24 protein-coding genes are annotated in these 24,849 nt (G+C 49.9%); 10 read left to right on the top strand and 14 right to left on the bottom strand.

Features of this window, described 5'->3' with window-relative positions; all coding sequences use genetic code 11:
- Positions 1-13: 13 nt before the first annotated feature.
- The 5 genes from AC1RVX_RS22265 to AC1RVX_RS22245 all read right to left on the bottom strand — a co-directional run bounded on the left by AC1RVX_RS22265 (position 14) and on the right by AC1RVX_RS22245 (position 6,287).
- Complete coding sequence (locus AC1RVX_RS22265; protein WP_493218766.1) at positions 14-1,321, bottom strand: serine hydrolase domain-containing protein; 1,308 nt, start codon at positions 1,319-1,321, stop codon at positions 14-16.
- Between the two features lie 109 nt (positions 1,322-1,430).
- Positions 1,431-2,030 carry a M15 family metallopeptidase gene (locus AC1RVX_RS22260; RefSeq protein WP_493218765.1) on the bottom strand — a complete coding sequence of 200 codons (600 nt, stop codon included), beginning with the start codon at positions 2,028-2,030 and terminating at the stop codon, positions 1,431-1,433.
- A 148-nt stretch (positions 2,031-2,178) separates the two neighbouring features.
- Entirely contained in the window at positions 2,179-3,990 is a 1,812-nt protein-coding gene (locus AC1RVX_RS22255; RefSeq protein WP_493218764.1) for an ABC transporter substrate-binding protein, read from the bottom strand.
- Positions 3,987-4,988, bottom strand: coding sequence for a succinylglutamate desuccinylase/aspartoacylase family protein (locus tag AC1RVX_RS22250; RefSeq protein ID WP_493218763.1), 1,002 nt, complete (start codon positions 4,986-4,988; stop codon positions 3,987-3,989). Before AC1RVX_RS22250 ends, AC1RVX_RS22255 begins: the two co-directional genes overlap by 4 nt.
- Before the next feature lie 3 nt (positions 4,989-4,991).
- Positions 4,992-6,287: an MFS transporter gene (locus AC1RVX_RS22245; protein ID WP_493218762.1), complete on the bottom strand. Its 1,296-nt coding sequence runs from the start codon at positions 6,285-6,287 to the stop codon at positions 4,992-4,994.
- 244 nt (positions 6,288-6,531) lie between these two features.
- Here AC1RVX_RS22245 and AC1RVX_RS22240 point away from each other — a divergent pair, with 244 nt between their 5' ends.
- The 6 genes from AC1RVX_RS22240 (at position 6,532) to AC1RVX_RS22215 (ending at position 12,266) form a co-directional block, all read left to right on the top strand.
- Positions 6,532-7,488, top strand: coding sequence for an N-acetylglucosamine kinase (locus AC1RVX_RS22240; RefSeq protein ID WP_493218761.1), 957 nt, complete (start codon positions 6,532-6,534; stop codon positions 7,486-7,488).
- A gap of 23 nt (positions 7,489-7,511) precedes the next feature.
- The gene (locus tag AC1RVX_RS22235) at positions 7,512-8,351 is read left to right on the top strand and encodes an N-acetylmuramoyl-L-alanine amidase (protein WP_493218760.1); all 840 of its coding nucleotides are present in this window, start codon (positions 7,512-7,514) and stop codon (positions 8,349-8,351) included.
- Positions 8,348-8,845 (top strand): M15 family metallopeptidase, encoded by a 498-nt coding sequence (locus AC1RVX_RS22230; RefSeq protein WP_493218759.1) that lies wholly within the window; start codon positions 8,348-8,350, stop codon positions 8,843-8,845. The genes AC1RVX_RS22235 and AC1RVX_RS22230 overlap by 4 nt, the downstream gene beginning before the upstream one ends.
- Before the next feature lie 35 nt (positions 8,846-8,880).
- Positions 8,881-9,696 carry an ATP-grasp domain-containing protein gene (locus AC1RVX_RS22225; RefSeq protein ID WP_493218758.1) on the top strand — a complete coding sequence of 272 codons (816 nt, stop codon included), beginning with the start codon at positions 8,881-8,883 and terminating at the stop codon, positions 9,694-9,696.
- Positions 9,697-9,811: 115 nt separating this feature from the next.
- Entirely contained in the window at positions 9,812-11,149 is a 1,338-nt protein-coding gene (locus AC1RVX_RS22220; protein WP_493218757.1) for a DUF4034 domain-containing protein, read from the top strand.
- A complete protein-coding gene (locus AC1RVX_RS22215; RefSeq protein WP_493218891.1) occupies positions 11,079-12,266 on the top strand; it encodes a hypothetical protein in 1,188 nt (395 codons plus the stop codon). Before AC1RVX_RS22220 ends, AC1RVX_RS22215 begins: the two co-directional genes overlap by 71 nt.
- Before the next feature lie 85 nt (positions 12,267-12,351).
- On the opposite strand, the gene AC1RVX_RS22210 is transcribed toward AC1RVX_RS22215, so the two are convergent.
- From AC1RVX_RS22210 to AC1RVX_RS22195, 4 genes are read right to left on the bottom strand one after another with little or no spacing between them, the layout of a single operon-like run.
- Complete coding sequence (locus AC1RVX_RS22210; RefSeq protein ID WP_493218756.1) at positions 12,352-13,485, bottom strand: ABC transporter permease; 1,134 nt, start codon at positions 13,483-13,485, stop codon at positions 12,352-12,354.
- Entirely contained in the window at positions 13,482-14,453 is a 972-nt protein-coding gene (locus AC1RVX_RS22205; protein ID WP_493218755.1) for an ABC transporter ATP-binding protein, read from the bottom strand. Before AC1RVX_RS22205 ends, AC1RVX_RS22210 begins: the two co-directional genes overlap by 4 nt.
- Positions 14,450-15,445: an HlyD family secretion protein gene (locus AC1RVX_RS22200; protein WP_493218754.1), complete on the bottom strand. Its 996-nt coding sequence runs from the start codon at positions 15,443-15,445 to the stop codon at positions 14,450-14,452. Before AC1RVX_RS22200 ends, AC1RVX_RS22205 begins: the two co-directional genes overlap by 4 nt.
- Positions 15,438-16,082 carry a TetR/AcrR family transcriptional regulator gene (locus tag AC1RVX_RS22195; RefSeq protein WP_493218753.1) on the bottom strand — a complete coding sequence of 215 codons (645 nt, stop codon included), beginning with the start codon at positions 16,080-16,082 and terminating at the stop codon, positions 15,438-15,440. Before AC1RVX_RS22195 ends, AC1RVX_RS22200 begins: the two co-directional genes overlap by 8 nt.
- A 400-nt stretch (positions 16,083-16,482) precedes the next feature.
- Here AC1RVX_RS22195 and AC1RVX_RS22190 point away from each other — a divergent pair, with 400 nt between their 5' ends.
- Entirely contained in the window at positions 16,483-16,677 is a 195-nt protein-coding gene (locus AC1RVX_RS22190; protein WP_493218752.1) for a hypothetical protein, read from the top strand.
- A gap of 94 nt (positions 16,678-16,771) precedes the next feature.
- Here the strand turns inward: AC1RVX_RS22190 and AC1RVX_RS22185 are convergent, their stop codons facing one another.
- The 3 genes from AC1RVX_RS22185 to AC1RVX_RS22175 all read right to left on the bottom strand — a co-directional run bounded on the left by AC1RVX_RS22185 (position 16,772) and on the right by AC1RVX_RS22175 (position 19,750).
- Positions 16,772-17,644: an HDOD domain-containing protein gene (locus AC1RVX_RS22185; protein ID WP_493218751.1), complete on the bottom strand. Its 873-nt coding sequence runs from the start codon at positions 17,642-17,644 to the stop codon at positions 16,772-16,774.
- Positions 17,645-17,742: 98 nt separating this feature from the next.
- Positions 17,743-18,168: a CreA family protein gene (locus AC1RVX_RS22180; RefSeq protein ID WP_493218888.1), complete on the bottom strand. Its 426-nt coding sequence runs from the start codon at positions 18,166-18,168 to the stop codon at positions 17,743-17,745.
- Positions 18,169-18,280: 112 nt separating this feature from the next.
- Positions 18,281-19,750, bottom strand: a complete 1,470-nt coding sequence (locus AC1RVX_RS22175) for an APC family permease (protein WP_493218750.1) — start codon at positions 19,748-19,750, stop codon at positions 18,281-18,283.
- Between the two features lie 318 nt (positions 19,751-20,068).
- Here AC1RVX_RS22175 and AC1RVX_RS22170 point away from each other — a divergent pair, with 318 nt between their 5' ends.
- Together AC1RVX_RS22170 and AC1RVX_RS22165 are read left to right on the top strand one after the other, a co-directional pair.
- Positions 20,069-20,452, top strand: a complete 384-nt coding sequence (locus AC1RVX_RS22170; RefSeq protein ID WP_493218749.1) for a DUF2946 family protein — start codon at positions 20,069-20,071, stop codon at positions 20,450-20,452.
- Between the two features lie 91 nt (positions 20,453-20,543).
- A complete protein-coding gene (locus AC1RVX_RS22165; RefSeq protein WP_493218748.1) occupies positions 20,544-22,856 on the top strand; it encodes a TonB-dependent receptor in 2,313 nt (770 codons plus the stop codon).
- A gap of 81 nt (positions 22,857-22,937) precedes the next feature.
- Here the strand turns inward: AC1RVX_RS22165 and AC1RVX_RS22160 are convergent, their stop codons facing one another.
- Positions 22,938-23,297 (bottom strand): 5-carboxymethyl-2-hydroxymuconate Delta-isomerase, encoded by a 360-nt coding sequence (locus tag AC1RVX_RS22160; RefSeq protein ID WP_493218747.1) that lies wholly within the window; start codon positions 23,295-23,297, stop codon positions 22,938-22,940.
- Positions 23,298-23,743: 446 nt separating this feature from the next.
- On the opposite strand from AC1RVX_RS22160, the gene AC1RVX_RS22155 reads away from it, so the two are divergent.
- Positions 23,744-24,430: a MarC family protein gene (locus AC1RVX_RS22155; RefSeq protein ID WP_493218746.1), complete on the top strand. Its 687-nt coding sequence runs from the start codon at positions 23,744-23,746 to the stop codon at positions 24,428-24,430.
- 118 nt (positions 24,431-24,548) lie between these two features.
- Here the strand turns inward: AC1RVX_RS22155 and AC1RVX_RS22150 are convergent, their stop codons facing one another.
- Entirely contained in the window at positions 24,549-24,842 is a 294-nt protein-coding gene (locus AC1RVX_RS22150; RefSeq protein ID WP_493218745.1) for a hypothetical protein, read from the bottom strand.
- Between the last annotated feature and the right edge of the window lie 7 nt (positions 24,843-24,849).

The raw sequence follows: 24,849 nt of genomic DNA, 5'->3' as shown, positions 1-24,849 counted from the left end.
TGATTCACATCAATCAGAAAAGACGATACAAAGCCGTCATTATCTGTTCTTCCCACAAGCTGAGACTGGAATACCTGCCCGGATTTTTTTCGGGATCAGCAGCCACTCCATTGATGACATAAATCATGCCATTCCGCGTTGCAGGATCGAACATGAAGCCGGATTGCAAACCGTAGGCAAAACCCAGATGCCCTACTGCTCTGAATACCGGTTTCCCTTGCACATGCGGTACCAACCTGTCACCGTAGTTAGGGGCGCTGACATCGCTAAACCGCTGAAAGCCCAAACCCCATGACTGGAACAGGCCATGGTAATCATCCCCATTGCGGGCATTTTTATCGTAATGCCACTGTTCACTGAGCAGCGCACGAACACTGGCTGGTTGCAGGAAACGCTTACCATCCACCTCACCTTCATTCATCAACATCAGCATGATGTGGGCCAGGCCCGGCACATCAATTCGTAAGCCGCCTTGCGGGCTGGACAAAGTAGCATTGGTGCCGGGTACATAATTGTCCATCGATCTCTTGATCAACGGCCTGGTGCGGAAATCGTCGGTCTGCGCTACCCACGGGCCTTGCAGGTTCCAGACTTCATTTTCCTGCTTGCGATATAGCACGGCAAGTCTCGACAACTCATCCACTGACAACAGCTCAGGATGATAAGCACCTGTCACACCCAATGGGCGCAAGACCGCGTCACGCATGAACACATCAAAGCGCTGACCACTAACGGCTTCCATGATGCAACCCAGAACACCCCAGTTGAGATTCACATAGTGGAAGTATTTTCCAGGTGCGAAATTCTCACCAGCCTGTGCCTGGGTTGGGCTGGCCCACTGCAAGCCACGATCAAAATGCGCGCCAGCAGGCAACAGAAAACTTTGCATGCTCACATCGGCAGGAAAATTATAGCCGCCGTCATCACGCAGGGAAGAGGCGTGGCTAAGCAGCATGCGGGTGGTGATCACTGCATCAGGAAAATGCGGATTCCTGACCGTATACCCCAGGTAGCCACTGATATCGGCGTCCAGATCCAGCTTGCCTTGCTCGACCAGGCGCATCGCACCAATAGCTGCGACCATCTTGGATACTGACGCCACCCGGAAAAGGGTTTGCGCATCCACCGTCAGATTACTGGCGGGACTATCGTGGTCGAAATAGCGATAACCAAACTGTTGCTGGTAAACGATCTTGCGGTTCCTGATAGCCAGCACCGACAGTCCGGCCAGTGGCAGTTCGGGATCAGACACAACTGCGGCCAGGCGCTCTGTCACCTGCCTGTCCAGTTTGTCCTGCATAGAAGTTGGAGTCTGTGCCATGGCAACACCCATCCAACATTGCAAAAACAGTGCGGCGACAGAAATACCGGTTGCCATTCGCTGCAACAGCCTGTTGCCTGTACAGCCCATTGGCGTCACAACTAGCATATCAATCTATGCGCAGATAAGTCTGGCGCACGACCACCGGGTCGCCACAATTGAAATGCCACCATTCACTGTTAATGCCGCGATAGCCGCCGTGGTACATCGCCTGCCGCAAGATATTGCGTTGATCGAGTTGATGTTGGCTCAATTGCCCATCTGCCAGCATTTTTTGTTCCAACGCAGGATGGGATTTTTCTTCAAGGGCATCAAAACCGCTACCCATATCCAGTTCCTTGCCATTCTCATCGATCAAAGTGGCATCGACAGCCATGCCAAAAGAATGGATGGAACCACGCGCCGGATCAGCCACATACATGCGCAGGGCTGTGCCATCCAGATGTTGCCACAGCATTTCCTGAACACGGTGTGGCCGCAAGGCATCCAGTACCAGAATACGATAGGCAGGGTAATGTTCGCGCAGCCAGTCAACAGCTGACTGCAGAGCCTGTGCAGCTTCCCTGTGCAGCCAACTACAATCGAGATCGCCATACAAATCGCGACCGACAAAATTGTCGGCGCCAACATAACGCAAATCAATGACGATACCTTCTACGGAATCGAGCCGGCAAAAATCCGGGTGATCAGCAATGAGTTCACAACGCACAAAGGCTCCATACAACAGAGTTTTTCATACTGGCAGCATAAGGATAGTCCCCCGCCCCTGCCAATGAAAACTTACCGATAACATATAACCAGAAGGAATAATCATTTTCATGCATTTCCTGCTGTCGTCCCATTTCTATTTACATCTGTTATTTAAGCACCTTGTTACGTGCTGCCACATCAATATCCAGATAACGCCAATTGGTAAAGTCTACCGGATGCCGATAGTAGTTTTGTAACCAGGCTTGTGATAAATCGGCAGTTACCGGGTGTATGCGTGTCACCCAGGGCGTGTAAGCATGCATAAGTTGTGCCATCTGCCGGTACATGGCAGTGCGTTCTGGCGAATCGCTGATACGTATTGCCTGCTCATACAGCTTGTTGAAAGCCGGTAAATTAAAACGTGCATAGTTGGCACGTCCGGCATTGGGGCCATACAAGAGTTGGTAGAAATTCTCGGCATCAGGGAAATCAGCTATCCAGTTAGCTTCAGTCATCTGCACCTTGCCCAGGCGCGCAGCCCGGATGATTTCAGAATGTTTATCCGTCTTGAAGCTGACATGGATGCCAAGTGCATCCAGATTCTTGCGCCAGACTTCATCACGCAAGCGCCCTGTCGTGCTGGCCAGTGTATGCATCTGCAATTGCAGAGGTTGGCCATCTGGCAGACTGCGGTAATGGTCGGCACCACGCTTGTAGCCAAATCTATCCAGCAAGGCATTCGCCAGTTTCAAATCATATTGCACCGGGCTTTTATAGGCAGGATCGTAACCCAGCACATTTGGCGGCAGGGGTGATTGCGCCTGTATGGCCAGGCCCTTTTCCATGAGGGCGATATCTTCACGGCTGTCATAACCAAGTGCAATCGCACGACGCAGAGCGATTTTTTCCGGGGTATAACCACCTATGACCGGATCTTCCATGTTCATCCACATGTAATAGGTTTGCAAGGGGGTGAACAGAGACAGGCGCACGCCCTGTTGTTGCAGCGCAGGTTTCAGTTTGCCATCGTCCAGCACCATGTTCGACAAGGGAGGCGGCACCTGTTCCAAATAATCAAATTCATGGTTCAGAAATCCCAGCACACGGGACTGTTGTTCTTCCATGACTTTGATTTCAACCTTGCTGACGCGGGGCAGGGTCTGCCCGGCCAGATCAGCCGCAATCTTGCGGGAGGCATCATCGTTACCCTGGTCATTGAAAACCACTTTGCGGTACTTCGGGTTTGCCAGTAATTCTATCCGGAAACTGCGCTGCCATTGTCCCAGCATAAATGGCCCGGTACCTATGGGATGGTTGCCAACCTGGCTGGGGTAAGCCTCAACCACTTCCCTGGCTACTGCACCAGTGGCAGTGGTCGCCAGAATAAACAGGAAATTGCTGTCTGGCGCATTCAGGCGTATGCGCAAGGTGTAACGATCCAGCGCCTGTAAGCCGGTGATGCTGGTCTGCAAATTGAATTCCTGCCCCTTGCCATCTTTGGTTGGACGCAGTTTTTCATCTCCCAATAACTTTCCTTCAAACATGAAGAGCCATGGTGATTTGACGGTGGGATCGTACAGGCGTTTGATGCTGTAGCTATAATCATCCGCCGTCAATTCACGCTGTTTTCCTTTGAATGCCGGGTCGGGTGTGAAGAAAATACCCGGCTGCAAATGCAATGTGTAAGTCTTGCCCTCATCTGTCACTTCGGGCATGGCTTTCAAGGTATTCGGTTTAAGTTTGAGTGGCCGCGCCAGATAATCATAGCGCAGCATGGGCTCGAAAATATTCTCGTTGATGCTGACAGAAGGCACATCTGACGCCACAGCCGGGTCCAGGGCACTTTCGGGCGTTGTCACCAGTACCCTCAATACTTTTTCGACGACAGGTGTGGCCGGAGCAGCGTACACTGATGAAACAACGCTGACCACAGACAGCGACAGCAGCAAAACCGGGATTGAAAACAAGCGGGAACTCATGCACCAACCTCTGACAAACTGGCCAGACGCGGGTTCGCCATGGTCAGGTAAAACCATTCTTCGCCTGGACTGGCTCCGGCATCGGGGAAGATGATGCGGCCATCCTGATCAGCCCTGAGTTCGCTGCCATCTGCCCTGGTGGCAATCAGATCACCCTGTTTCAATTTGTCAAAACTGCGCCACTCACGCACAAAGCGGTCATCCACATGGAATTTATCGATGACATCATAGATTCTCAATGCTTCCATCTGTGTCACAGATTCGGGCGCCGGGCCTGCAATCACACCCAGATGACGCAAGCTATTGACGATAGCCTGATAGGCGACTTCGGGTGCCTTTGGGTCAAGATGCTGGCCACATTCCAGTGTCATCGCATATCCACCGACAGAGCGCATATATTCTGTAGTGCCAACCCCAAACTGGGTATTCGCGTTCGCCAATGCTTTGGCGTCAGCATCATGGGAAAGCCTTTGCTGGCGGCGCTGCACGCCGCGTGCATAGGTGCTCAGCCAGCCATCTACCAACCGGTGCACGCCCAGACGCATGGCCATGGCCAGTTCATGTTTGGCGTAACTGAAAGATTCAAGGGGGCCACGGTTATTTTCAGGCCCAATCAACACAAAAGCTTCCCCTTGACTGCGAAATGAGTGCAGATCGAGTAAGACTTCGTGCTGGGCAAGCAAGGGACATAACCAGTTTGCTACATGATCTTCAAATTCCCTGATGTCATCCGTTGGTATCAGGCGACGATTCAGGTTACGTTCCCCTTCGCGTTGTCCCAGTTGGTAAGCCAGTGGGTTACATACCGGCACCAGGGTCACACGACCAGAAATCAATTGCAGGTGACCCGTCTCCAGTTCGGCAATCACACGCCAGATAGCTTCAGTGCCACAGGTTTCATTGCCATGTACAGCACCGGTAATGATGACTGTGGTCCCGGTCTGGGGTGACTGGAAGCTGTTGCTCTGGAAAGAATAAGGATAATTTGTTGTATTCATATTTCATTCGGCTTTCTTGCCAAAAGCCGGGTCTACTTTGATAAGAGCGGTCACAATAAATGTCGGTAAAGCGGCGATACAAATCCAGACAAAAAAGTGGGAATAACCCAGTTGCTCCTGCAACCAGCCGCTGAACATACCTGGCAACATCATGCTCATGGCCATGAAACCAGTACAGATTGCATAGTGCGCCGTCTTGTGTTCGCCATCAGCAATCATGATCATATACAAGACATAGGCAGTAAAACCAAAGCCATAGCCCATTTGTTCAAAAGCGACCGCGATACCGATCAGGATTTCGCTCTGAGGCTGCACAAATGCCAGGTAGACATACACAAGATGGGGCACATTGATCGCCATTGCCATGGGCCACAGGCAACGCTTCAGGCCAAAGCGGGCGATCAGCGCACCGCCAGCCAGCCCACCCACAGTAAGTGCCGCCATCCCTACCGAACCATAGATAAGCCCTACCTCTTGCGTGGTCAGGCCCAGCCCGCCCTTGCCGGTTGGATCGAGTAAAAACAGCGGTGCAATTTTCACCAATTGCGCCTCTCCGAAACGATACAGCAAGAGAAAGGCAATCGTAATCAGCACATTTTTCTTTTTGATGAATTTGCCAAAAATCGTCAGAAAGGTAGCAACAACCTGATTCGGATCTCCGTGCGCACAGTCACTGTCAGGACGTGGCAAGGCATATTTATGATAGATAGACAAACCGATAAACATTACTGACAGTACACAAAAGACGACGATCCAGCCTAGCCTTGCATTCCCAGTCAGATCACGCAAAGTGCCCGCCAGATAAACCAGAGCACCCTGCCCTGTCAGCATGGATATCCTGAAAAACATGCTGCGCACACCTACAAACGCCGCCTGCTGATGCTGTTCCAGCGCCAGCATGTAAAAACCGTCAGAGCTGATGTCATGCGTGGCAGCACTGAATGCCAGCAACCAGAATACCAGCAATGTAGCCTGGAAAAAGCCCGGCATGGGTATGGTCAGTGCCACTACCCCAAACAAAGCCCCGATCAGGAGTTCCAGAGTAACGATCCAAAAGCGCTTGGTTTTGTACATATCCACAAAGGGGGACCATAAGGGCTTGATCACGAAAGGCAGATACAGCCAACTTGTATATAAAGCAATATCCGAATTGGAAATGTCCAGCTTTTTGTACATAATGACTGAAAGTGTCATGACCACTACGTACGGAATTCCCTGACTGAAATACAATGACGGTATCCAGCGCCACAATTCGGGTGCCGCTACAGATTGCTTGCTGTTTGCTATCTCGCTAGTCATTGTGATCTTTTTTTTGAGAATTGATTATGAGCTAAGTTACAAGGTGGGTCGTACGTACATCTTTACAGTAAAGTGTGAGAAATACGATTGAAATTTTGCGACCGGTTCATAGCAAAAAGTTATAAGCCGGGTGCATCTTTTCATTCGCAACCACCGCCCGAAGCGCCCTATGATAAACGAACAAAGTACCTGATTGCGATTCAGTTCAACGATGGCCCACCAATTTCCCAGGAATTTTCCATTTATGCTAGCTGACATGGCATCTGACCAACAGGAACAAGCGCCAGGCCAGACCAGGCAAATTGCCCTGGGCATTGATGCTGGCGGCACGCAAACACGCTGGGCATTGGCAACACAAGATGAACAAATACTGGCCAGTGGCACCGCAGCTGGTCTTACCGCCCTGCAAACCGATACTGCCGAAGGCATAGAAGCGCTGCGCCAGATATTTGCAGGGTTGGCAGCTACCTCCGGTAGCCATGGTCAGGTCAGCAGCATAAGGGCTGGCATTACTGGCTTTGGTGGTGACGCCCATACCTTGCCCGAAATGTTGGCGGATAGTTTTGACCTGGAAAAAAGTTTTATCTCAGTCAGTAACGACATAGAAATAGCTTACCTGGACATTTTCAAACCTGGCACCGGCTACCTGATCTATGCTGGCACGGGTTCCATTGCAGCCTATATTGACGCGCAAGGTGAATTTCATCGCGCCGGTGGACGTGGCTATCTGCTGGATGACGCAGGCGGAGGATTCTGGATTGCCCGTGAAGCCATGCGCAAATTATGGCGTGCCGAAGACGAACATCCCGATCACTGGAAAGAGTCTGAAATGGCGAAACGCCTGTTCAAGCTGATAGGTGGCAATGACTGGAATGTCTCGCGGGATTTCATTTATCACCGCAGCCGTGGCGATATCGGCAAACTGGCACTGGCCGTTGCTGCCGCTGCCAATAGCGACCCGGTAGCCATGGGCATATTACAAAATGCTGGCAAAGAACTAGCCAGACTGGGCGCGGCAATGTGCACCCGCTTTGGCAATAAACCGATTGCACTCAGTGGCAGAGTGCAGGAACTGCACCCTGCCATCGTTGAATCCCTGCGCACTCATCTGCCGCCAGAAATCAGTCTGCGGCAAAGTACCTGCCAGGCCCATTTTTCCGCAGCCAGACTGGCTGCCCGACAACTCAAAAACAAACCATGAAAAAATCCAGGATATATGGCTTGATGGCCGCAATCAGCATCTTCATCAGTGGCTGTGCCAGCACAACTGTAAACACCACAAGCACAACAACGGCTAAACCCGTCATCAAAACAGCCGAACCCTATATTGAAAATGGTATAGACAAGAGCATTCTTGCCAAAAGCCAGGAAGAGCGCGTGCAGTTCATCATTCTGCATTACACCGCCATTGACCAGCCCACTTCCCTGCGGGTGTTGAGCGAACAAGGGGTCAGTGCCCATTATCTGGTTGGTGATGAAGACCCCATCAAGGTCTGGCAACTGGTGCCGGAAAACCGCATGTCCTACCACGCCGGGCTCAGCGAATGGAAAGGCTATAGCCGCCTGAATGCCAGTTCCATAGGTATAGAAATCGTCAATCAGGGTTTCAAGGATACCCCAGAAGGCCGCGTCTACTTCCCTTTCCCGCAAGCGCAGATAGACCGTGTCATCACCCTGGTGAAAGATATTTCTGCCCGTTATCAGATACGTCCTGAATACATACTCGGCCATTCTGACATTGCCCCCCAACGAAAACCTGACCCTGGCCCTATGTTCCCCTGGAAGCAGTTGGCCGATGCAGGTTTGATCCCCTGGCCGCAGCCAGAAGAAGTCGCCCAACGCATGACAGCCTTCGAATTGCAACTGCCAGACATAAAATGGTTCCAGCAAAAGCTTGCGCAATATGGATATGGCGTACCACAGACTGGTGTACTGGATGCAGCAACACGCGGCGTGCTGGTGGCCTTCCAGACCAAGTATCGTCCAGCAAAATTTGATGGAACACCAGATGCAGAAACCGCTGCCATGATTGACACCCTGATCGCCAACCTGAAAACAAAATGAAGATGACGGCCACGTTCGCCATCCCGCTGCAACTGATACAGCAACGTGGCCTGACAGAACACAAAGAAGCAAAGGAATTGGTACTGGCAGAAACCGGCGAAGATGGCAGGGAATATTTCTTAACCCCTGCCACCAACCAGGCATGGCAAGCCATGAAAATCGCCGCCTTACAGGATGGTATAGTCCTGTTGATGATATCGGCTTTTCGCAGTGTCGCCAGACAAACCGACATCATCAACGACAAGCTTGCTACCGGCATGACATTGCAAGACATCCTGCTGGTATGCGCACCGCCTGGTTACAGCGAACACCATACTGGCCGCGCCATCGACATCGCCACACCGGAAGACCCTGAACTGGAAATTTCTTTCGACACCACCCTGGCCTTCGCCTGGCTACAATCAAACGCCAACCGCTTTGGCTTTCATCTGTCTTACCCTCCGGGTAATAGCAGCGGGTTTCAGTATGAGCCTTGGCATTGGTGTTTTAGGTAGTTTGACCTATTTATGAGCAACCTTCGTCAATAACCATGAACATTAGCCTCATTGAAGACAAGCTTTTCATATTGAGCGAACACGTTGGTGTTTCTGTATATGACTTCGACTTTGATTTGCATTTTTCGTGCAGGCATCCATATTTGATCGAAGGAAATTATCCTTGCATCATGCGCACAGGTGCCATCACAGATTATGATCAGGAATATAACGACAAACTGCGTATGGGATTACGTCTGGTCAATTCACCAGACGAGCATAGAATCGCCAGTGACCTAGAGACATGGTATCCCTTGATACATGATTTTACCCCACGAACATTAGTATTCGATACTTTACCCACATCGAAAGAAATTGAAGCCAATTTCGACTGGCCGATTTTCCTCAAAGGTTCTCGTCAGACCAGCAAACATAATCCAGACCTCGCAATCGTACAAAACCGTGCTCACTATGAGAGAGTCATTCCACTCTATCAAAGCGACGCCATATTACATTGGCAAAAACCTGTCATACGCGAATTTATTCCGCTGGCGAAAACAAGTGGCACCATCCCCGGCAAAGTCCCGGCTTCGATTGAATACCGTTCATTCTGGTGGCACGGTGTTTGTGTCGGCTGGGGGCGCTACTGGTATCAGGTTCCCAATTACACCTGCCCTGACGTCGAAATTGGCTTGGCCGTTGCTGAAATCGCCGTCTCAAAACTGTCCGTTCCCTTTCTGGTCATTGACTTTGCCAAAACTCAAGACGGGAAATGGATCGTTATCGAATGCAACGACGGGCAAGAATCTGGATACGCAGATATTCAAGCGCTAAAGTTGTGGCAAAAAATACTGTCACATATACATCGTTAAACCGTTCCATGACTGAGAATGTGATTTAAACTGGCATCTGCTATTAGTATTGTGTCTGTTAATCCTTGCTTTACGTGGGATGAGCATTTGCATCACCAGTCCACATTAATCACCTATGCTTATAAATTTGATTCGCCTTAGCCTGCTCGTCGTTTTTATTTCATTCCTCTCTTCCGCAGCAGCGCGACAAGACAATATCAGTATCAACTCTTACACCATCAAAAAAAGTGATGCCCAGTCCGTCACTGTAGAAGTTGACATCAATTATGATGGATCAAAAGGTTTTGTTCTTTTAGATGCGTTCGCCAAATCGCGTGATGGAACAATTCGAGCATTTGAGCTTGAACGAGGTTTCGTCAATCAAGGAAAAAATATAAAAGCCACTGCATCATTCCGAAGGCCACCAGACAATGAAGTACAAAAAACCGATATGTTGCGACTCAAGCTGGTTTCACAAAGAAATGGCGTAGTAGTTGCAAGTCGTGATTTTGACATGCCTTATGTTTGGGAAGCAACGAGTCTGCCGATAGATGAAACCGAATCGACATATAAATATGTGAATTTATTCGAATCAAACTTTGTTGAAGGTGATTTCGCGGCAATTGACCAATTGTTGGATAAATTGATTAGCTCAGAATTAACTGACGCTTCTGGTAATTGGGAGTTATCGAGGTTTTCCTACGTGATGCACATGCAATTCAACGGAAAAAATGACCATGATGCCCTTAAGCGCGTTCAACAATGGAAAAAATTGAATCCCAAATCAACTGGCCCTTCAATTGCAGAGGCTATCTACTGGCGGGCAGCAGCATGGCACATACGCGGTAGCGAAGCAAATCTTAATGTTGATCCACTTGCCATAAAGCTTTTCAAGCAAAGAATGGATACAGCAGAGCTTGCCCTGTCCAGCGCAAAAACCTATGCGTCCCGCGATCCTTCCTGGTATGAAGTGTATTTATCGATAGCCCAGGAAAATGGTAAAAGTCTGGCGTTCACCGAAAAATTATTTCAGGAAGCGATTAAACGTCATCCACACTTCCCAAACCTGTACGAGAAAATGGCGTTAAGTTATACCCCCAGATATGGAGTCGCTGACTGGACGAAAGTAGACAAGGTAGTAGAAACTGCCGTCAAGACCATACATGGGGAAAGTGACGACGCTGTATACGCGTCCATCTATCAAAGGATCGCTTTATACCAAGAAATTGATTTTGAAATTTTTCGTGATAGTCTGGCAAGCTGGCCCAGGATTAAGCAGGGTTATGAAGATATGTTGAAAAAAACTCAGAGTACGATATTAATGAACGAAATGGCAGTATATGCCTGTCGTGCAAATGATAAAGACACCTTCAACAAATTATGGGTACAAATTCAAGACAAGCTTGAGCGAGAAAGTTGGCCCACAAATTACACGCCAGACATTTGCAAATATCGATTTAATGGAAAAATGTGATTTCCGTCAATTTTCTTGCAAAAACACTTTCGAAAAAATAATGAAATCATTACACATTCAATTTGCCGGCATTTTTCTAACTGCCACGCTTGCGACACCTGCTTTCATTCATGCGGAGCAGAATAGCATCCTGAATCCATTTTCTCCTGCCCAAAAGGGAAAATGCAGGTTTGGTAATGATCAAGATGGTGTCGAAAACTTTGAGTATTGGGCAACTTCCCTGGCATCGCTATTCGATTCCCCAGATATGGGGCCAGGATCGGTCATGATTCATGTTCTGGATTGGGACTCCCCCACTTGCACATTTGATGATGGTCGTCCCAGGCTGTCTGTTTTGTTAAAAGCTCTATCCAAATCGTTTGACGATGAGAAAAACTGGGACAAAAGCCTGCAAAGAGTAGAGGGATTAAAACTCAAATATCCCAACTCCGCGCTTGGAGTAGTTGTTGAAGCGAGCTACTGGGCTACCTATGCATGGCATGCCCGCGGACATGGATACAGCTCCACGGTTACACCAGAGGGCTGGCATCTTTTCCATGAACGCATGGAAAAAGCCGAAAAAATATTGACGGACAATAAAACTATCGGCGACACGTTACCTAACTGGTATGAATTGATGCTGGAAGTTAAAGGTGCTTTGGGACGATCAGAAGAGGACAGAGGCAAGATTTTCTACGAAGGTGCAATAAAGTATAAAAGCTATCTGCCTTTGTATTTTCAAATGAGTCATTATCTCCAACCTTTATGGGGAGGGAAATGGGAAACGGTTGACGAAATGGTTACCTGGTCGGTCAACAATACCAAAGACTCAGAAGGGCGATCCTTATACGCCAGGATTTACTGGTCGGTAGGGAAAAGCGTAGTTTACAAAAATAATCTGTTTGCAGTATCGCCGGCAAAATGGCCTAAAATGCGGGCTGGGTTTGAAGACTTGATGATCCGTTACCCCAAGAGCAAATGGAATTTAAATAATTTTGCAATGTTTGCCTGCCATGCAGGTGACAAAAAAACTTTCCTGAGCTTACGCAAAAAAATAGCCGATGATATTGTGGGCAATGCATGGCCATCCACCGTCTCGCTGGAACTATGCGAAAGCAAGTTCAACTATAAAAGATAGACAGTAAGCCCGGACAAGCGACATGTCAGAGCGCATCTCATTGAAATGATGTGTTCTGACGCATCAAGCTAATCTCCAACCAATTTCAATCCAAAGTCTGCCTGTATCTTTTCAGGGCCAGCACCCCGGCCAATAACAAAAATGTCAGCATGGGCCAGAGCTCGGACAAGAGCTGCCCTGCATCATTTCCCTTTAACAAAATCCCACGGACAATACGCAGGAAATGGGTCAATGGTAATACCTCACCCAACACCTGCGCCCATTCTGGCATGGCGCGGAAAGGGAACATGAAGCCAGACAAGAGTATTGATGGCAGGAAGAAAAAGAAAGTCATCTGCATCGCCTGCAACTGGTTCTTGGCAATGGTGGAAAAGGTGAAACCAACCGCTAGGTTGGCGAGAATGAACACACCTATCATCGCCATCAACAGACTGAAACTACCTACCATGGGAACTTCAAACAACAGAAATGCTGCGGTGATGATGACACCAAGCTGAATATAGCCCATCAGTACATAGGGCAGAATTTTCCCTACCATAACTTCCGCCGGACGCACCGGCGTTGCAAGCAAATTTTCCATAGTGCCGCGTTCGCGTTCACGTGTCATGGCAAGTGAAGTCAGCATCACCATGGTCATGGTCAGTATGGTACCGATCAAACCTGGCACGATGTTGTAACGCGACAGCCCTTCGGGATTATAGCGACGGTGCACTCTTACTTCATAAGCCGGCAAACCTGTCTGCAAATAACGCAGGGGGCCAGTCAGATCATGTTGCAGGGCTTGGGTGGCAATCACGTTCAGGGCAGCAATGGCATTGCCGGATGCCGAAGGATCGGTCGCATCCACCGATATCAGCAAGGCGGGCTTTTCGCCACGCACCAGTTGCAGGGTAAATTGTGGCGGAATAACCAGCAGAAATTGCACCTTACCTGCTTCCAGCAGGGCTTCCGCCTCTTTTTCATTTTGCCCGACTGAATCGACGCGGAAATAACCTGTATTTTGCATGGCGACAACGAAGCTGCGTGCCATGGGGCTGTTGTCTGTACTGACGACTGCTGTTGGCAAACCCTTGGGATCGGTGTTGATGGCATAACCAAACAGAATAAGCTGCAAGATGGGAATGCCAACCGCCATGCCAAAGGTCAGGCGGTCGCGCATCATTTGCTGAAATTCCTTGATGAAAATGGCAAACATGCGCGCCCAGGAAAAACGCTTCATGCGCCCACCTTCTGCCGTAGTTCGTCTTTCGAGAAATTATCGGGTGCGCTGGCAATCAGGCTGATGAAAACATCTTCGAGATTTGCTTCGGATGCTGATATCTGGATGACAGCCTTGCTGCTGATACCGTCCAGCGCCTTTAATACCAGCGCTTCATCCAGCCCGGCCACATGCACGGCATTACCAAACGCGGCGACACTCAATACCCCTGGGGCTGATTTCAACGGTGCCAGCAGGCTACCCAATTGCTCACCCTGCACAGTCCAGACTTTGAGTTTGGAGCCACGGATGATGTCCTGCTCCGTACCACGCGCCAGGATTTTTCCGTAGGCGATGTACACCAGTTCATGACAGCGTTCTGCTTCATCCATGTAGTGTGTGGAGACCAGTACGGTAATACCCTGATCGGCCAACAGATGAATCTGATCCCAGAAATCGCGGCGTGCCTTGGGGTCCACTCCAGCAGTTGGTTCATCCAGCAGCAACAGGCGCGGTTCGTGAATGAGACAGGCAGCCAATGCCAGCCTTTGTTTCCAGCCGCCGGATAATGAGCCAGCCAGTTGATGCTGGCGTGCCGTCAGGCCCAGCCTTTCCAGCGACTGATCAACCGCATTTTTTCTGCCTGGCAATTCAAATAAACGGGCGACAAAATCCAGATTCTGGCGTATCGACAAATCATCATACAATCCAAATTTTTGCGTCATGTAGCCAACCTGCCGCTTGATCTGTTCGGCTTGTTTGATGATGTCCAAACCCAGGCAAGTACCGGTGCCGGCATCGGGTATCAGCAGGCCGCACAGCATGCGTATAGTGGTGGTCTTGCCGCTGCCATTCGGCCCCAGGAAACCGCAGATGCGGCCTTTGGCAACCTGCAATTCCACCTTGTCGACAACGGCACGTCCACCATAGGATTTGCTCAGGCCATGAACGTCGATTGCCAACTGGCTCTGATCACTGGCGGAATTCACTGTAATTTCCCGGTGTTGCCACTATTGACTAAGCTGACATCCAGCGGTTGGCCAGGGTGCAGCAATAACCGTGCTGGCTGATCAGGTTTGGCTTCCACCATGAAAACCAGTTTGGCTCTCTGCACATTGGAATAAATCACCGGCGGTGTGTATTCGGCGCTGCTGGCTATGCGCGAGATATGGGCAGGAATAGCCGCACCACAACCATCACAATTCAACATGACTGCCCGACCGACACTGACACTGCCAAGCTCACCCTCTGGCACAAAAAACCTTGCCTTGCGATTTTCTGGCGGTAATAAGGACAGTACGGGCTGACCAGCCTGTATATATTCGCCCTGGCGATAAAACACTTCAGCCACCAGCGCATTCGCAGGCGATACCTGGTTTTTTTGGTCAGAGCGCCACGCGGTCTGGCGAACGACATCCTTTGCTGCATCAGCACTGGCCTGCGCTGCGGCACGTTCATCTACACGTGCAGGCAAATGCGCCACATTCAGGGCCGCGCTCAGTTCTGCCACCCTTGCCTCGCTCAATTTGACATTGGTCTGCGCATCGTCAATACGCGATTTGGATACAAATCCTTGCGCCAATAATTGCTGCTGGCGTGCCAGTTCCTGCCTTGCCAGTGCGGCCTGTGCCTGTGCGCTGACAAGCTGTGCCTGACTGACGGCGATCTCTTCCCTGCGCTTGCCTTTTTCAGTATTGCTGGCCTGTGCCTTTGCGCTCAACAAGCGCGCCTGTGCTTCATCACGCGCGGCATTTTCGGCTTCCGCATCCAATGAAAACAAGAGGGCATCCTTGCTCACTTGCTGACCGGCCTGCACCTTGATCTGCTCCAGGCGTCCACCCAGTGGGGCAGAGATATAGACATAATCCCCTTCTGCGTAACCGGACCAGCCAGGCGCATTTTTTTCCTTACAAGCGATCAGCAATAGCGGCAGGCTAGTCAGCAAGAGAATATTTCTTGCGCGACAGAATTGATCAGTCATGGTTCAAATCCTCTTTGCTTGCGGCCAGGGCATACAGGGCGCGGTTGACACGATCGGCTATGCCTTCATCACTTAACACTTGCTGTAACGGTAGCTGCAACATGGCCGGTACAAAACCCAGTTCCAGTGCGCGCGGCGCTACCAGCATGGGGGCGGCAACACTACCCATGAGAAAAGTCAGGGCTTGCATGGGAGGCAGCATGGCAACCTCGCCTGCCTGCATGGCTTCCATAAGCAGGCCGACGATCAGTTGCACGTGGCGCGATCCGTTTTTTTCCAAAAACTGCCTGGCAACGCCTTCCCCCATGCTGGCATCGGTCCAGACCCGCCCTATCCAGCGACCATGCTCCCTCAACAAACGGCCCAGCAGGCACAAGGCCTGACGCAGGCGTTGCTTTGGTGAACCGGCATGATCAACTTCAGCCTGCAATTGCACAAACATTTCTTCATACATGGTCTGCAGCAACTGGGTCAGGTAATTGTCTTTGCTGCGAAAGTGGTAATGAAACATGCCAACATTGACACCTGCATGTTCTGCCAGCAAGCGCAGGGACAAACCACTGCAGCCATGTTGGGCGAACAATGCCCGTCCGCTTTGCAGCAAGACTTCATCAAGTTGTTGAGAGGGACGTGCCATGCCGTTTCAGCTTCATTATTATTCAGTTGACTAATAATTTGGAGTTTGCAGTTATCGGGCAGGCATGTCAAGCACATTTTTTAAGCACAACTGGATATGCAGTGCCGATTTGTAAAAAGCGGCATAAGGAAATTGAAGGCGAAAAACCAATTGCGCAAGGGGCACAAAGCCCGCCTCATTTCGTCCGCTACACATGCAATCTGATCCAGTAAAACTGCGTTTCGTCGCGTTGCCATGGCAGCCCATTCAGCAAACAACTACAGTGCAATCACTCCCACCCGAATTGAAAGGAAATATCATGAACATCACCGCAAACATGGACGCTGTAGTCATCGCGACGATTGCCCTGGTCATGCTGAGTAATCTCTTGCATGTGTTGATCGCTTAAGGAAAGCAAACCATGCTGACATTCTTGATCTGGCTGGCTTTATTTGTATTGTGCTGGCCACTGGCACTGCTGGCGCTGGTGATTTATCCGGTAGTATGGTTACTGCTGTTGCCGTTCCGGATACTGGGTATTGCCGTTGATGGTGTGTTTGAATTATTGCGCGCAATCTTCCTTTTGCCGTCCCGCATGCTGGGGAACCGGCCTTGATGGATGCAACAAAAAATCAGGGATTTGTGGTTGCCGGGTGATGCCAAGTATTAAGCCAGGCATCAAGTAATATCAAGGCATCAAGCAATGTTGGTTAGTGACTATGATTGAATAATTCGTGCAATTCCTCGAAGCAGTCTTCAACATCATCTGCCGATAAACCCAGGAACTCGCAGGCTGCTTCTCCGCCTTTTTCCCATTCGCAAGAAAATTCCTGTCCCTGGTATTTCTGTATGCCATATTCGGCCAGCAAAGCCAGCGCAATCAGACTCTTCACTGACTCTTCCGTCCCAGGATCATTCAGTACATCATAATCATGATGCAACAAGATGGCCATCGATACATTTTCGGGCAAACCCCAGGTACGTGCCATGAGGGAACCGATGGCGGCATGGGAAGTGGCATGACGCTGCTCTTCGACTGCAGTAAAACTGTCGTTCATTTCTTCGTAGGCAAGTTCCAGGGTATTGGCATAATCCGGAAAACGTTCCAACAATAATGGAATACCGATGTCGCAAAACAAGCCGAAAGTATGTGCCAGGTCACCAGGACAGACACGCATGCGACGCGCCAGTTGCGTCATTGCCTGTGCACGCTTGGTAGAAAAATCCCAAAACTTGACCAGTGAAACTTTTTCTATCTGAATACTTTGTCTGGCAATAATGCCCGTCATCAAATTACCGCACTGGGTAATACCCAACAAACTCACTGCATGCTCAACCGACTTGGCTTTCAGGCGCAAGCCGAAGAATGATGAATTGGCAAGCTTCAGCAAAGATGCCGACATCGCAACATCATTGGCGATGATAGCCGTCAACTTGCGTGGATCGGGGTCTTCCGCAGCCAGTTCCAGTTGCACGTCTGCCAGCAGGCTGGGGCGAGGCGGGATGCGTATCGTCTTGATCAGCGCATCGACAGATTGTTCAGTGGTCAGCTTGGGAGCTGCCTGGGCGGCGGAGCTTATCATATAGATACGTCAAAAAGGATTGCGCATACAATCTTCATTGTAAACGCAATTCATTGCCGGGTAGCAAATTCTTGCCAACTTCCGTTTCTCACAAATTTTTATTTCACTGGAATAGGGGTACTACGGTCTACAGCCACAGCAGTCACACTATTTTTGGGTGAACCATCTATCAACTTGTCTGAATAAGTCAGGTATACCAGCGCGTTGCGTTTTTGATCCACCATACGCACGATGCGCAATTTTTTAAACAAAATTGACAGGCTTTGATTAAACACTTCTTCCTGTTGCTTCATAGGACCAGGAAAACTGATAGGCCCGACCTGGCGACAGGCAATCGAAGCTTCTGCTTTGTCTTCTGCCAGCCCCAGGCCACCGCTGATGCCACCTGTCTTGGCGCGTGACACATAACAGGTCACGCCATTTACCCTGGGGTCATCATAAGCTTCAACCACGACCTTGTGGTCGGGGCCAATCAGCTTGAAGGCAGTGTCGACACTGCCAACCGATTCAGCATGGGCCGTCATTGTCAAAAGGGTTAACGTGCTTGCAACCAGGGCATGATTGAGGTGTGAAAGTTTCATATTCTTTTCTTTCCGTAAAGTGGTGAAAATGACATACACCTCATCGATATCTGGCTTATTGGTTTTTATTCAAGTGCGAATGATTTTTTCCATAAAAGAAATAAATCGCAATTGCCACTGACATCCAGATGAAAAACACATGATAGGTTGTCGGCGGCAAATCTTTCAAGATATACAGGCAAGCCGCAATGCTCAAACCAGGTATCAGGTAAGGTCCAAAAGGTACGCGGAAACCACTGACAGCTTCACCCAAACCTTGACGACGAATGACAGGTACAGCCACCGACACCACCATGAAAGCCACCAGCGTACCCATGCTGACCATATCCCATAAGAATGTGGAATCCACCAGGCCAGCAACAATACCCACCAGCAGGCAAACGATGATTGTATTGCTGACAGGGGTACGGGTACGCGCATGCACGCGCTGGAAAGATGGCGGAATCAGGCCATCCTTGCTAATCGCAAACAAAATGCGGCTTTGACCATAGATGGTAACGAGTGTCACGCTGAACACGGAAATCACAGCACCAGCTGACAATACCAGTGCAGGCCAGGCTTTGCCTGTCACATTTTGCAAGATAACGGCCAGGCCAGCCTCTTGCCCGTCAAACATTTTCGCTGGCTGCGCCCCCACTGCTGCCACCGCCACCAATAAATAAAACACTGTGACCACGATCAACGCCGCCATGATGCCCAACGGCACATTACGTTTAGGGTCTTTGACCTCGGCACCCGCAGTTGCCACTGTATCAAGACCAATGAAAGAGAAAAATACCGTGCCAGCGGCGGCTGTTACCCCGGCCATTCCGGCCAAGCCCTTGCTATTATCAGTATTAAAAAAAGGTGTGAAATGCTCCGCATTGAAACCAGAAAAAGCAATGATGACGAAGAAGGTCAGGATCACCAGCTTGATCAATACCATGATGGCATTTACCGTGGCAGATTCTTTGGCGCCACGCAACAGCAGAAAGCAGCATATCGCTACCAGTACCATGGGAGGCAGATTAAACTGGCTGAAATGAAATTCAACCCCGTTAGCACCAGACACGATCATGGGTGACCGCAGCATCTCGGGTATTTGCCACCCCAGGGCATTCGTCAGGAAATTATTCAGATAGGCTGACCAGCCTATTGCTGTTGCACTGGCAGCCAGTCCATATTCAAGCAAAAGACAGGCAGCCACCACAAATGCACCAAATTCACCCACGGTGGCGTAGGCATAGGAATAAGACGAACCAGAAGCTGGGATTCTGGATGAAAGTTCGGAATAACATAATGCCGTCAAACCGGCAGTAATCGCGGCAATCACAAACGACAAAATAACGGATGGTCCAGCCTTGGGTACGGCTTCCACCATGGTAAAAAAGATCCCTGTTCCTATGGTGGAACCTACACCTATCATGGTGAGTGCGAATAAACCCAATGAACGATGCAGGCTGTGCCCCTGATCATCAGTCACCTGTTCACTGTGATCAATCGGCTTGGTACGGGTCAGTTGCTGCCCCAATGTTTGTTGTCTCAAGATAATCCCTTCTTCTTGTACGCAATTTGAACTGCGGTGATGTCATTTGATGGCAATGGCATATTGCTTAGCCGTTGGTTTCTGTTGCCAACGTCGCCCCCTGCCAAGGCAAACCGCCCCGCAATCCTGTCTTTATCATGTCAGCAACCCGCAGGTTAGCTGTTCAGGTAAAAGGTATAGCATTGACCATGCCAGTCCAGCCCCCGAAAATCGCAATCATAGCGGTAAATCTGCTGTACTTGATCTCGGATAAGTTATTTTTAACGTGTTGTATAAGTCGATTTGTAGCACGCTGGAACGGTGATACAATCCGGCTCCATGTCTGCCTACAGAATTTCCCGCTCCTGCTTTCGCCAGATCGTGCGCACGGTACTATTGTTATATGTACTGACGCTGGGTGTCGCCATGGCATCGTCACTGGTGAAATCTGACAGCATGAACCTGATTTGTACCAGCACCGGCTATAAATTCATCAGCCAGACTGGGGCAACTGGTGATGACGGCAAGAATGCCGGCAAGAGCATGACGCATTTGCTGGATTGCTCTTTATGCCTGGCAACTGCCCTGCCCCCGGTGTTACCGCAGACTGATGCCTTTGTACCGCAACATGCGTTGTCTTATGCCACCCGCTCTATACCTGCAGCCCGTCTGGCTGCTATTGTTGCTGCCCCCCTGCCCGCACGCGGGCCACCAATAGCCTGAAAATCGATTCAGCTCAGCTGTAGCAACGCCTTTTGCGCTGCTACAGGCTGCTTTGCGCTTGCCTGCGCAGTTCAATTTTTAGCCTATTCCCATGTCCAAATCTATAACCAAACTGCGTCTGCACACTCTTAGTGCAGCGTTGATGACTGTTTTTCCCCTGCTGCCAGCCTTTGCCGCTGACAGCGATGGTTATGATGTCAATGACAGTCCACAGCAAATGGAACGTGTCATCATCAATGGTGATCGCCCCTCTTCCCTGCCAAAAGAAATACCTACTACCATCGAAGGCATCAATGCCAAGACCATGGAACGCACCGTCAATGCCATCGATGCTGAAGACGCGTTGAAATACCTGCCAAGCCTGCTGGTGCGCAAGCGTTATATTGGTGATTACAATCATGCGGTGCTGGCAACTCGCGCATCAGGCACGGGCAATAGCGCGCGTTCCCTGGTCTATGCCGATGGCATCCTGCTGTCCAACCTGCTGGGTAACGGTGCCACTTTTACTCCGCGCTGGGGTTTGGTGGCGCCGGAAGAAATCGAACGTGTTGATGTTTTGTACGGTCCTTTCTCTGCCGCCTATGCGGGCAACTCTGTCGGTGCCGTGGTGGATTACGTGACCCGTATGCCCAAGGAGTTTGAAGCCCATGCCAAACTGGTTGGCTTTAGCGAGAACTTCCAGTTATATGGCACGGACAAAAGCTATAGCGGCAAGCAATTAAGTGCCAGCCTGGGCAATAAGCAAGGCGCGTTTTCCTGGTGGCTGAACCTGAATCAACTCGATAGTGATGGTCACCCTATCGCCTTCGCCAACAAACTGCTATCCACTGGCGTCAGCAGCGGTGCAGGGACTGTCGTCACCGGCGCCATCGCAGGCAAAAATCCGCAAGGCATGGACTGGTGGATACTGGGTGCCACAGGTCAATACCATACTACCCAAGATCATGCCAAGATCAAGCTTGCCTATGATTTCAGCCCCACGCTGCGGGCCAGCTACACGCTGGGTTACTGGCGCAACAATATGGACAGCGGCGTCGAAACTTACCTGCGTGATACCGCAGGTAATGCGGTATACAACGGTGACATTAATATAGGTGGGAAAAAATATACGCTGGCACCGACAGATATGTCGAACAGCAAAAACCAGCTCGAACATATCACCCATGGCCTGAATCTGAGAAGCAATACCAAAGGTGAATTTGACTGGGAAATCGCCGCCAGCCTGTACGACTACAACAAGGACATAGTCCGCGCTCCGACAGTTGCCATTCCCCTGGCGGATAGCGGTGGCGCTGGCCGCATTACAGATGGCAACGGCACTGGCTGGAATACCCTGGCATTAAAGGGCATTTGGCGTCCGAATACAGAACACACAGCAGAATTTGGCTACCAACGCGAAGCCTATCAAATGCGCACTCTGGTATCAGATACCGATAACTGGATCAGTGGCAATGCAATGAAACGCTTTTCTGCGTTCCAGGGCAACACTCAATTACAAAGCCTGTATGCGCAAGATGCCTGGCGTATCAGCCAGCAATGGAAAACTATTCTTGGCGGCCGTTTCGAGCAATGGCAGGCAGACAAGGGGGCCATTTCCAATGCCAGCTCCACCCTGAACTTTGCCGACCGGAGTGAAACCTATTTTTCACCCAAGGCAGCACTCGCCTTTAATGCCAGTGAAGACTGGACGCTGAAAGCATCACTTGGTCGTGCTGTACGCATGCCCACCGTGTCGGAACTATATCAGGGCACGATTTCTACCACCGCCATCGTAAACAATGACCCCACGCTGAAACCAGAAAAATCCTGGACCACTGAATGGACTGCAGAGCGTGTGCTGGATGAAGGCAAGGGCTTTTTGCGCGCAACTGTATTTCATGAAAGAACACGGGATGCACTGTATTCACAAGTCAACACCCTGGTCACACCAAATGTCACAAACATCCAGAACGTGGATGAAATACATACCACAGGGCTGGAACTGGCTTATCAGGCCAGCGATGTATTTACCCGTGGCCTGGATCTGGCCGCCAGTCTGACCTATGCCGATTCAACCATCACCAGGAATGACAAATTCCCGGCCAGTGTGGGCAAACAGCAGCCACGTGTACCCGCGTGGCGGGCCAATCTGGTGGTAAGCTACAGACCCGATGAAAAACTCAGTACCAGCCTGGGCTTACGCTATAGCGGCAAACAGTATGGTTCGCTCGATAATAGCGATACCAATGCCTACACCTACCTTGGCTTTTCCAGCTTTGTAGTGGCGGATATACGAGTACGCTATCAGCTCGCCAGACAATGGACGGCATCAATAGGCATAGACAATCTGAACAACAAAAAATACTGGGCCTTCCATCCATATACACAACGCAGTGTTGTGGGTGAATTGAAATTTGATTTTTAAATCGATTTAAAATTCACGTCGGCCCATGCCTCCCCTTGCTTGATCCGGCATGGGCAGGCAACTTGTTAGCCAGCCCATGCTTCAATTGCTAAAATGTTCCTTGGCATAAGTTTCGCGTTCCAATTCCTGCACCTCGACGCACAATTGCACATCCAGCTCTGCAGGCCATGGTCCGGCCTGTTTGACAACGGCAAGGACACGCTCTGACAAGTCACGTTTCACTTCGGTTGTGCGGCCATTCAATATCACCAGTTTGGCATGCAGAAAAGCCCTTTCTGCGTCGGCAGTACCGATAAGGTAAGTATCAAAACGGATGGCGCGACTTTTGATATCGATTTCCTTGAAATGATTCGTCGCCACCAAGGCGGTATTAATGTCCAGCAATAACTCCCTCGCCTGTATTGGCAAATTGGCAGAGTATTCTATGGTGAGATGTGGCATGGCAGTCCTGTATCTGTTTCGTTTGATTTTGGTTTGGTGATTCTTGATCTTTTGCTGACCCCTTTCTGATCTTTACAACTGTACCAGCATTAAGTAATACGTGTTTCTGGTCGTGGCTTTGATGAATCTGCGTAATTCATACATGCAGATAAACTAGTTTGTCAGGTAGGAGAGGGTCATTGTGTCAACACCCAGAAACGTCGTACTCAGAACGGGAGTAACGACTATTTTCATCAGGGATTACATGTTTTCTATCACTTTCTTCAACGGAAAATCAATTTTTATCACCCAAATTCATTTTAAAACATATTCTCAATGAAACAATGTTGCAACTTATATCACTTTGTACGCCACGCTCACACATCTGCCTCTTTTCCCTCTGTTCAGGCTGTCGCCAACCTGGCATTTCTGTTGCATAATCGGAGCCCTATCTTTCAGGAGTACACATGAGCATCACGATGATCATTTTTTTCAAGGCATTGATCGTAGTACCAGTCACCTTGTTACCTATTTTGAACCCCATCGCGATTGCACCGATTTTTCTATCCATGACTGGGCCAATAGAACCGCCACTGGCCAACCGTCTGGCAAAACGGATTGCCCTGAACTGTTTTTTCCTGCTGATGGGTGCAGTCTTTATCGGCTCTTACGTACTGGATTTTTTTGGTATCTCGCTGCCTATCGTGCGTGTTGCGGGCGGTATCGTGGTCGCCATGGCGGGCTGGAAGTTGTTGAACGATCAGGGTCAGGACAAATTGCGTAATTCCGTCGCTGCCTCACATGGTGGCAGCACCTGGACCCGGGAAGAGCTGCGCAGTCGCGGATTTTACCCCTTTAGCTTTCCACTGACCGTAGGGCCGGGCACCATCGCAGCCTCGGTGACCCTGGGTACCCAGATGCCACACAAACCGGTGGACTGGATCATCACCAGCATTGCTTCTGCCCTGGGCGTGTTGTTGACGACACTGGTAATTTACCTGTGCTATCGCTTCGCTCGTAATATGGAGAAATTGCTGGGGGATGTAGGTGCGATAGTGCTGCTGCGCCTGTCCGCTTTTATCTTGTTATGTATAGGAATAGAAATTGGCTGGGCAGGTATTTCTGATTTGCTCGGCGACCTGAAACTGCATTAAAGCAGACTTGCCGGGCATGCCCGCATTCACAAATGCGGTCAGAAGCACACTTGCCTCAACCTTACTTTGCTAAATGCATGACGAAGGCGGATACCTGATCCGCCTCATCTTTCAACATTTAAACCGTCTCCTGCAACATCAGCGCATGCTCAACTAATTCGGTTTCATCACCGATGCGACTATTCCAGGCTCGGGCAAAATAACTTTTTTCTATCTGGGTGGGAGCGACATACCAGATTACCATCAGGGTACCCTTGTGGTCATGAATCTTGGCTAATTTGGTGATGCATTCAGTGTTACCGTCAATATCTGCCAGGCCTATCGCATAACCGTAAACACGACTCAAGCGTTCTATGCGATCAGGCTCAGTTTCACTATTGGTGGCGGAAATTTTCGGGTGGTCCAAATACATGGTGCAT

It is taken from the genome of Undibacterium sp. GW821-FHT11B02 (assembly GCF_058808955.1).
The sequence above is the reverse complement of the archived record's forward strand: the minus strand, read 5'-3'. Positions and strand labels throughout refer to the sequence as shown.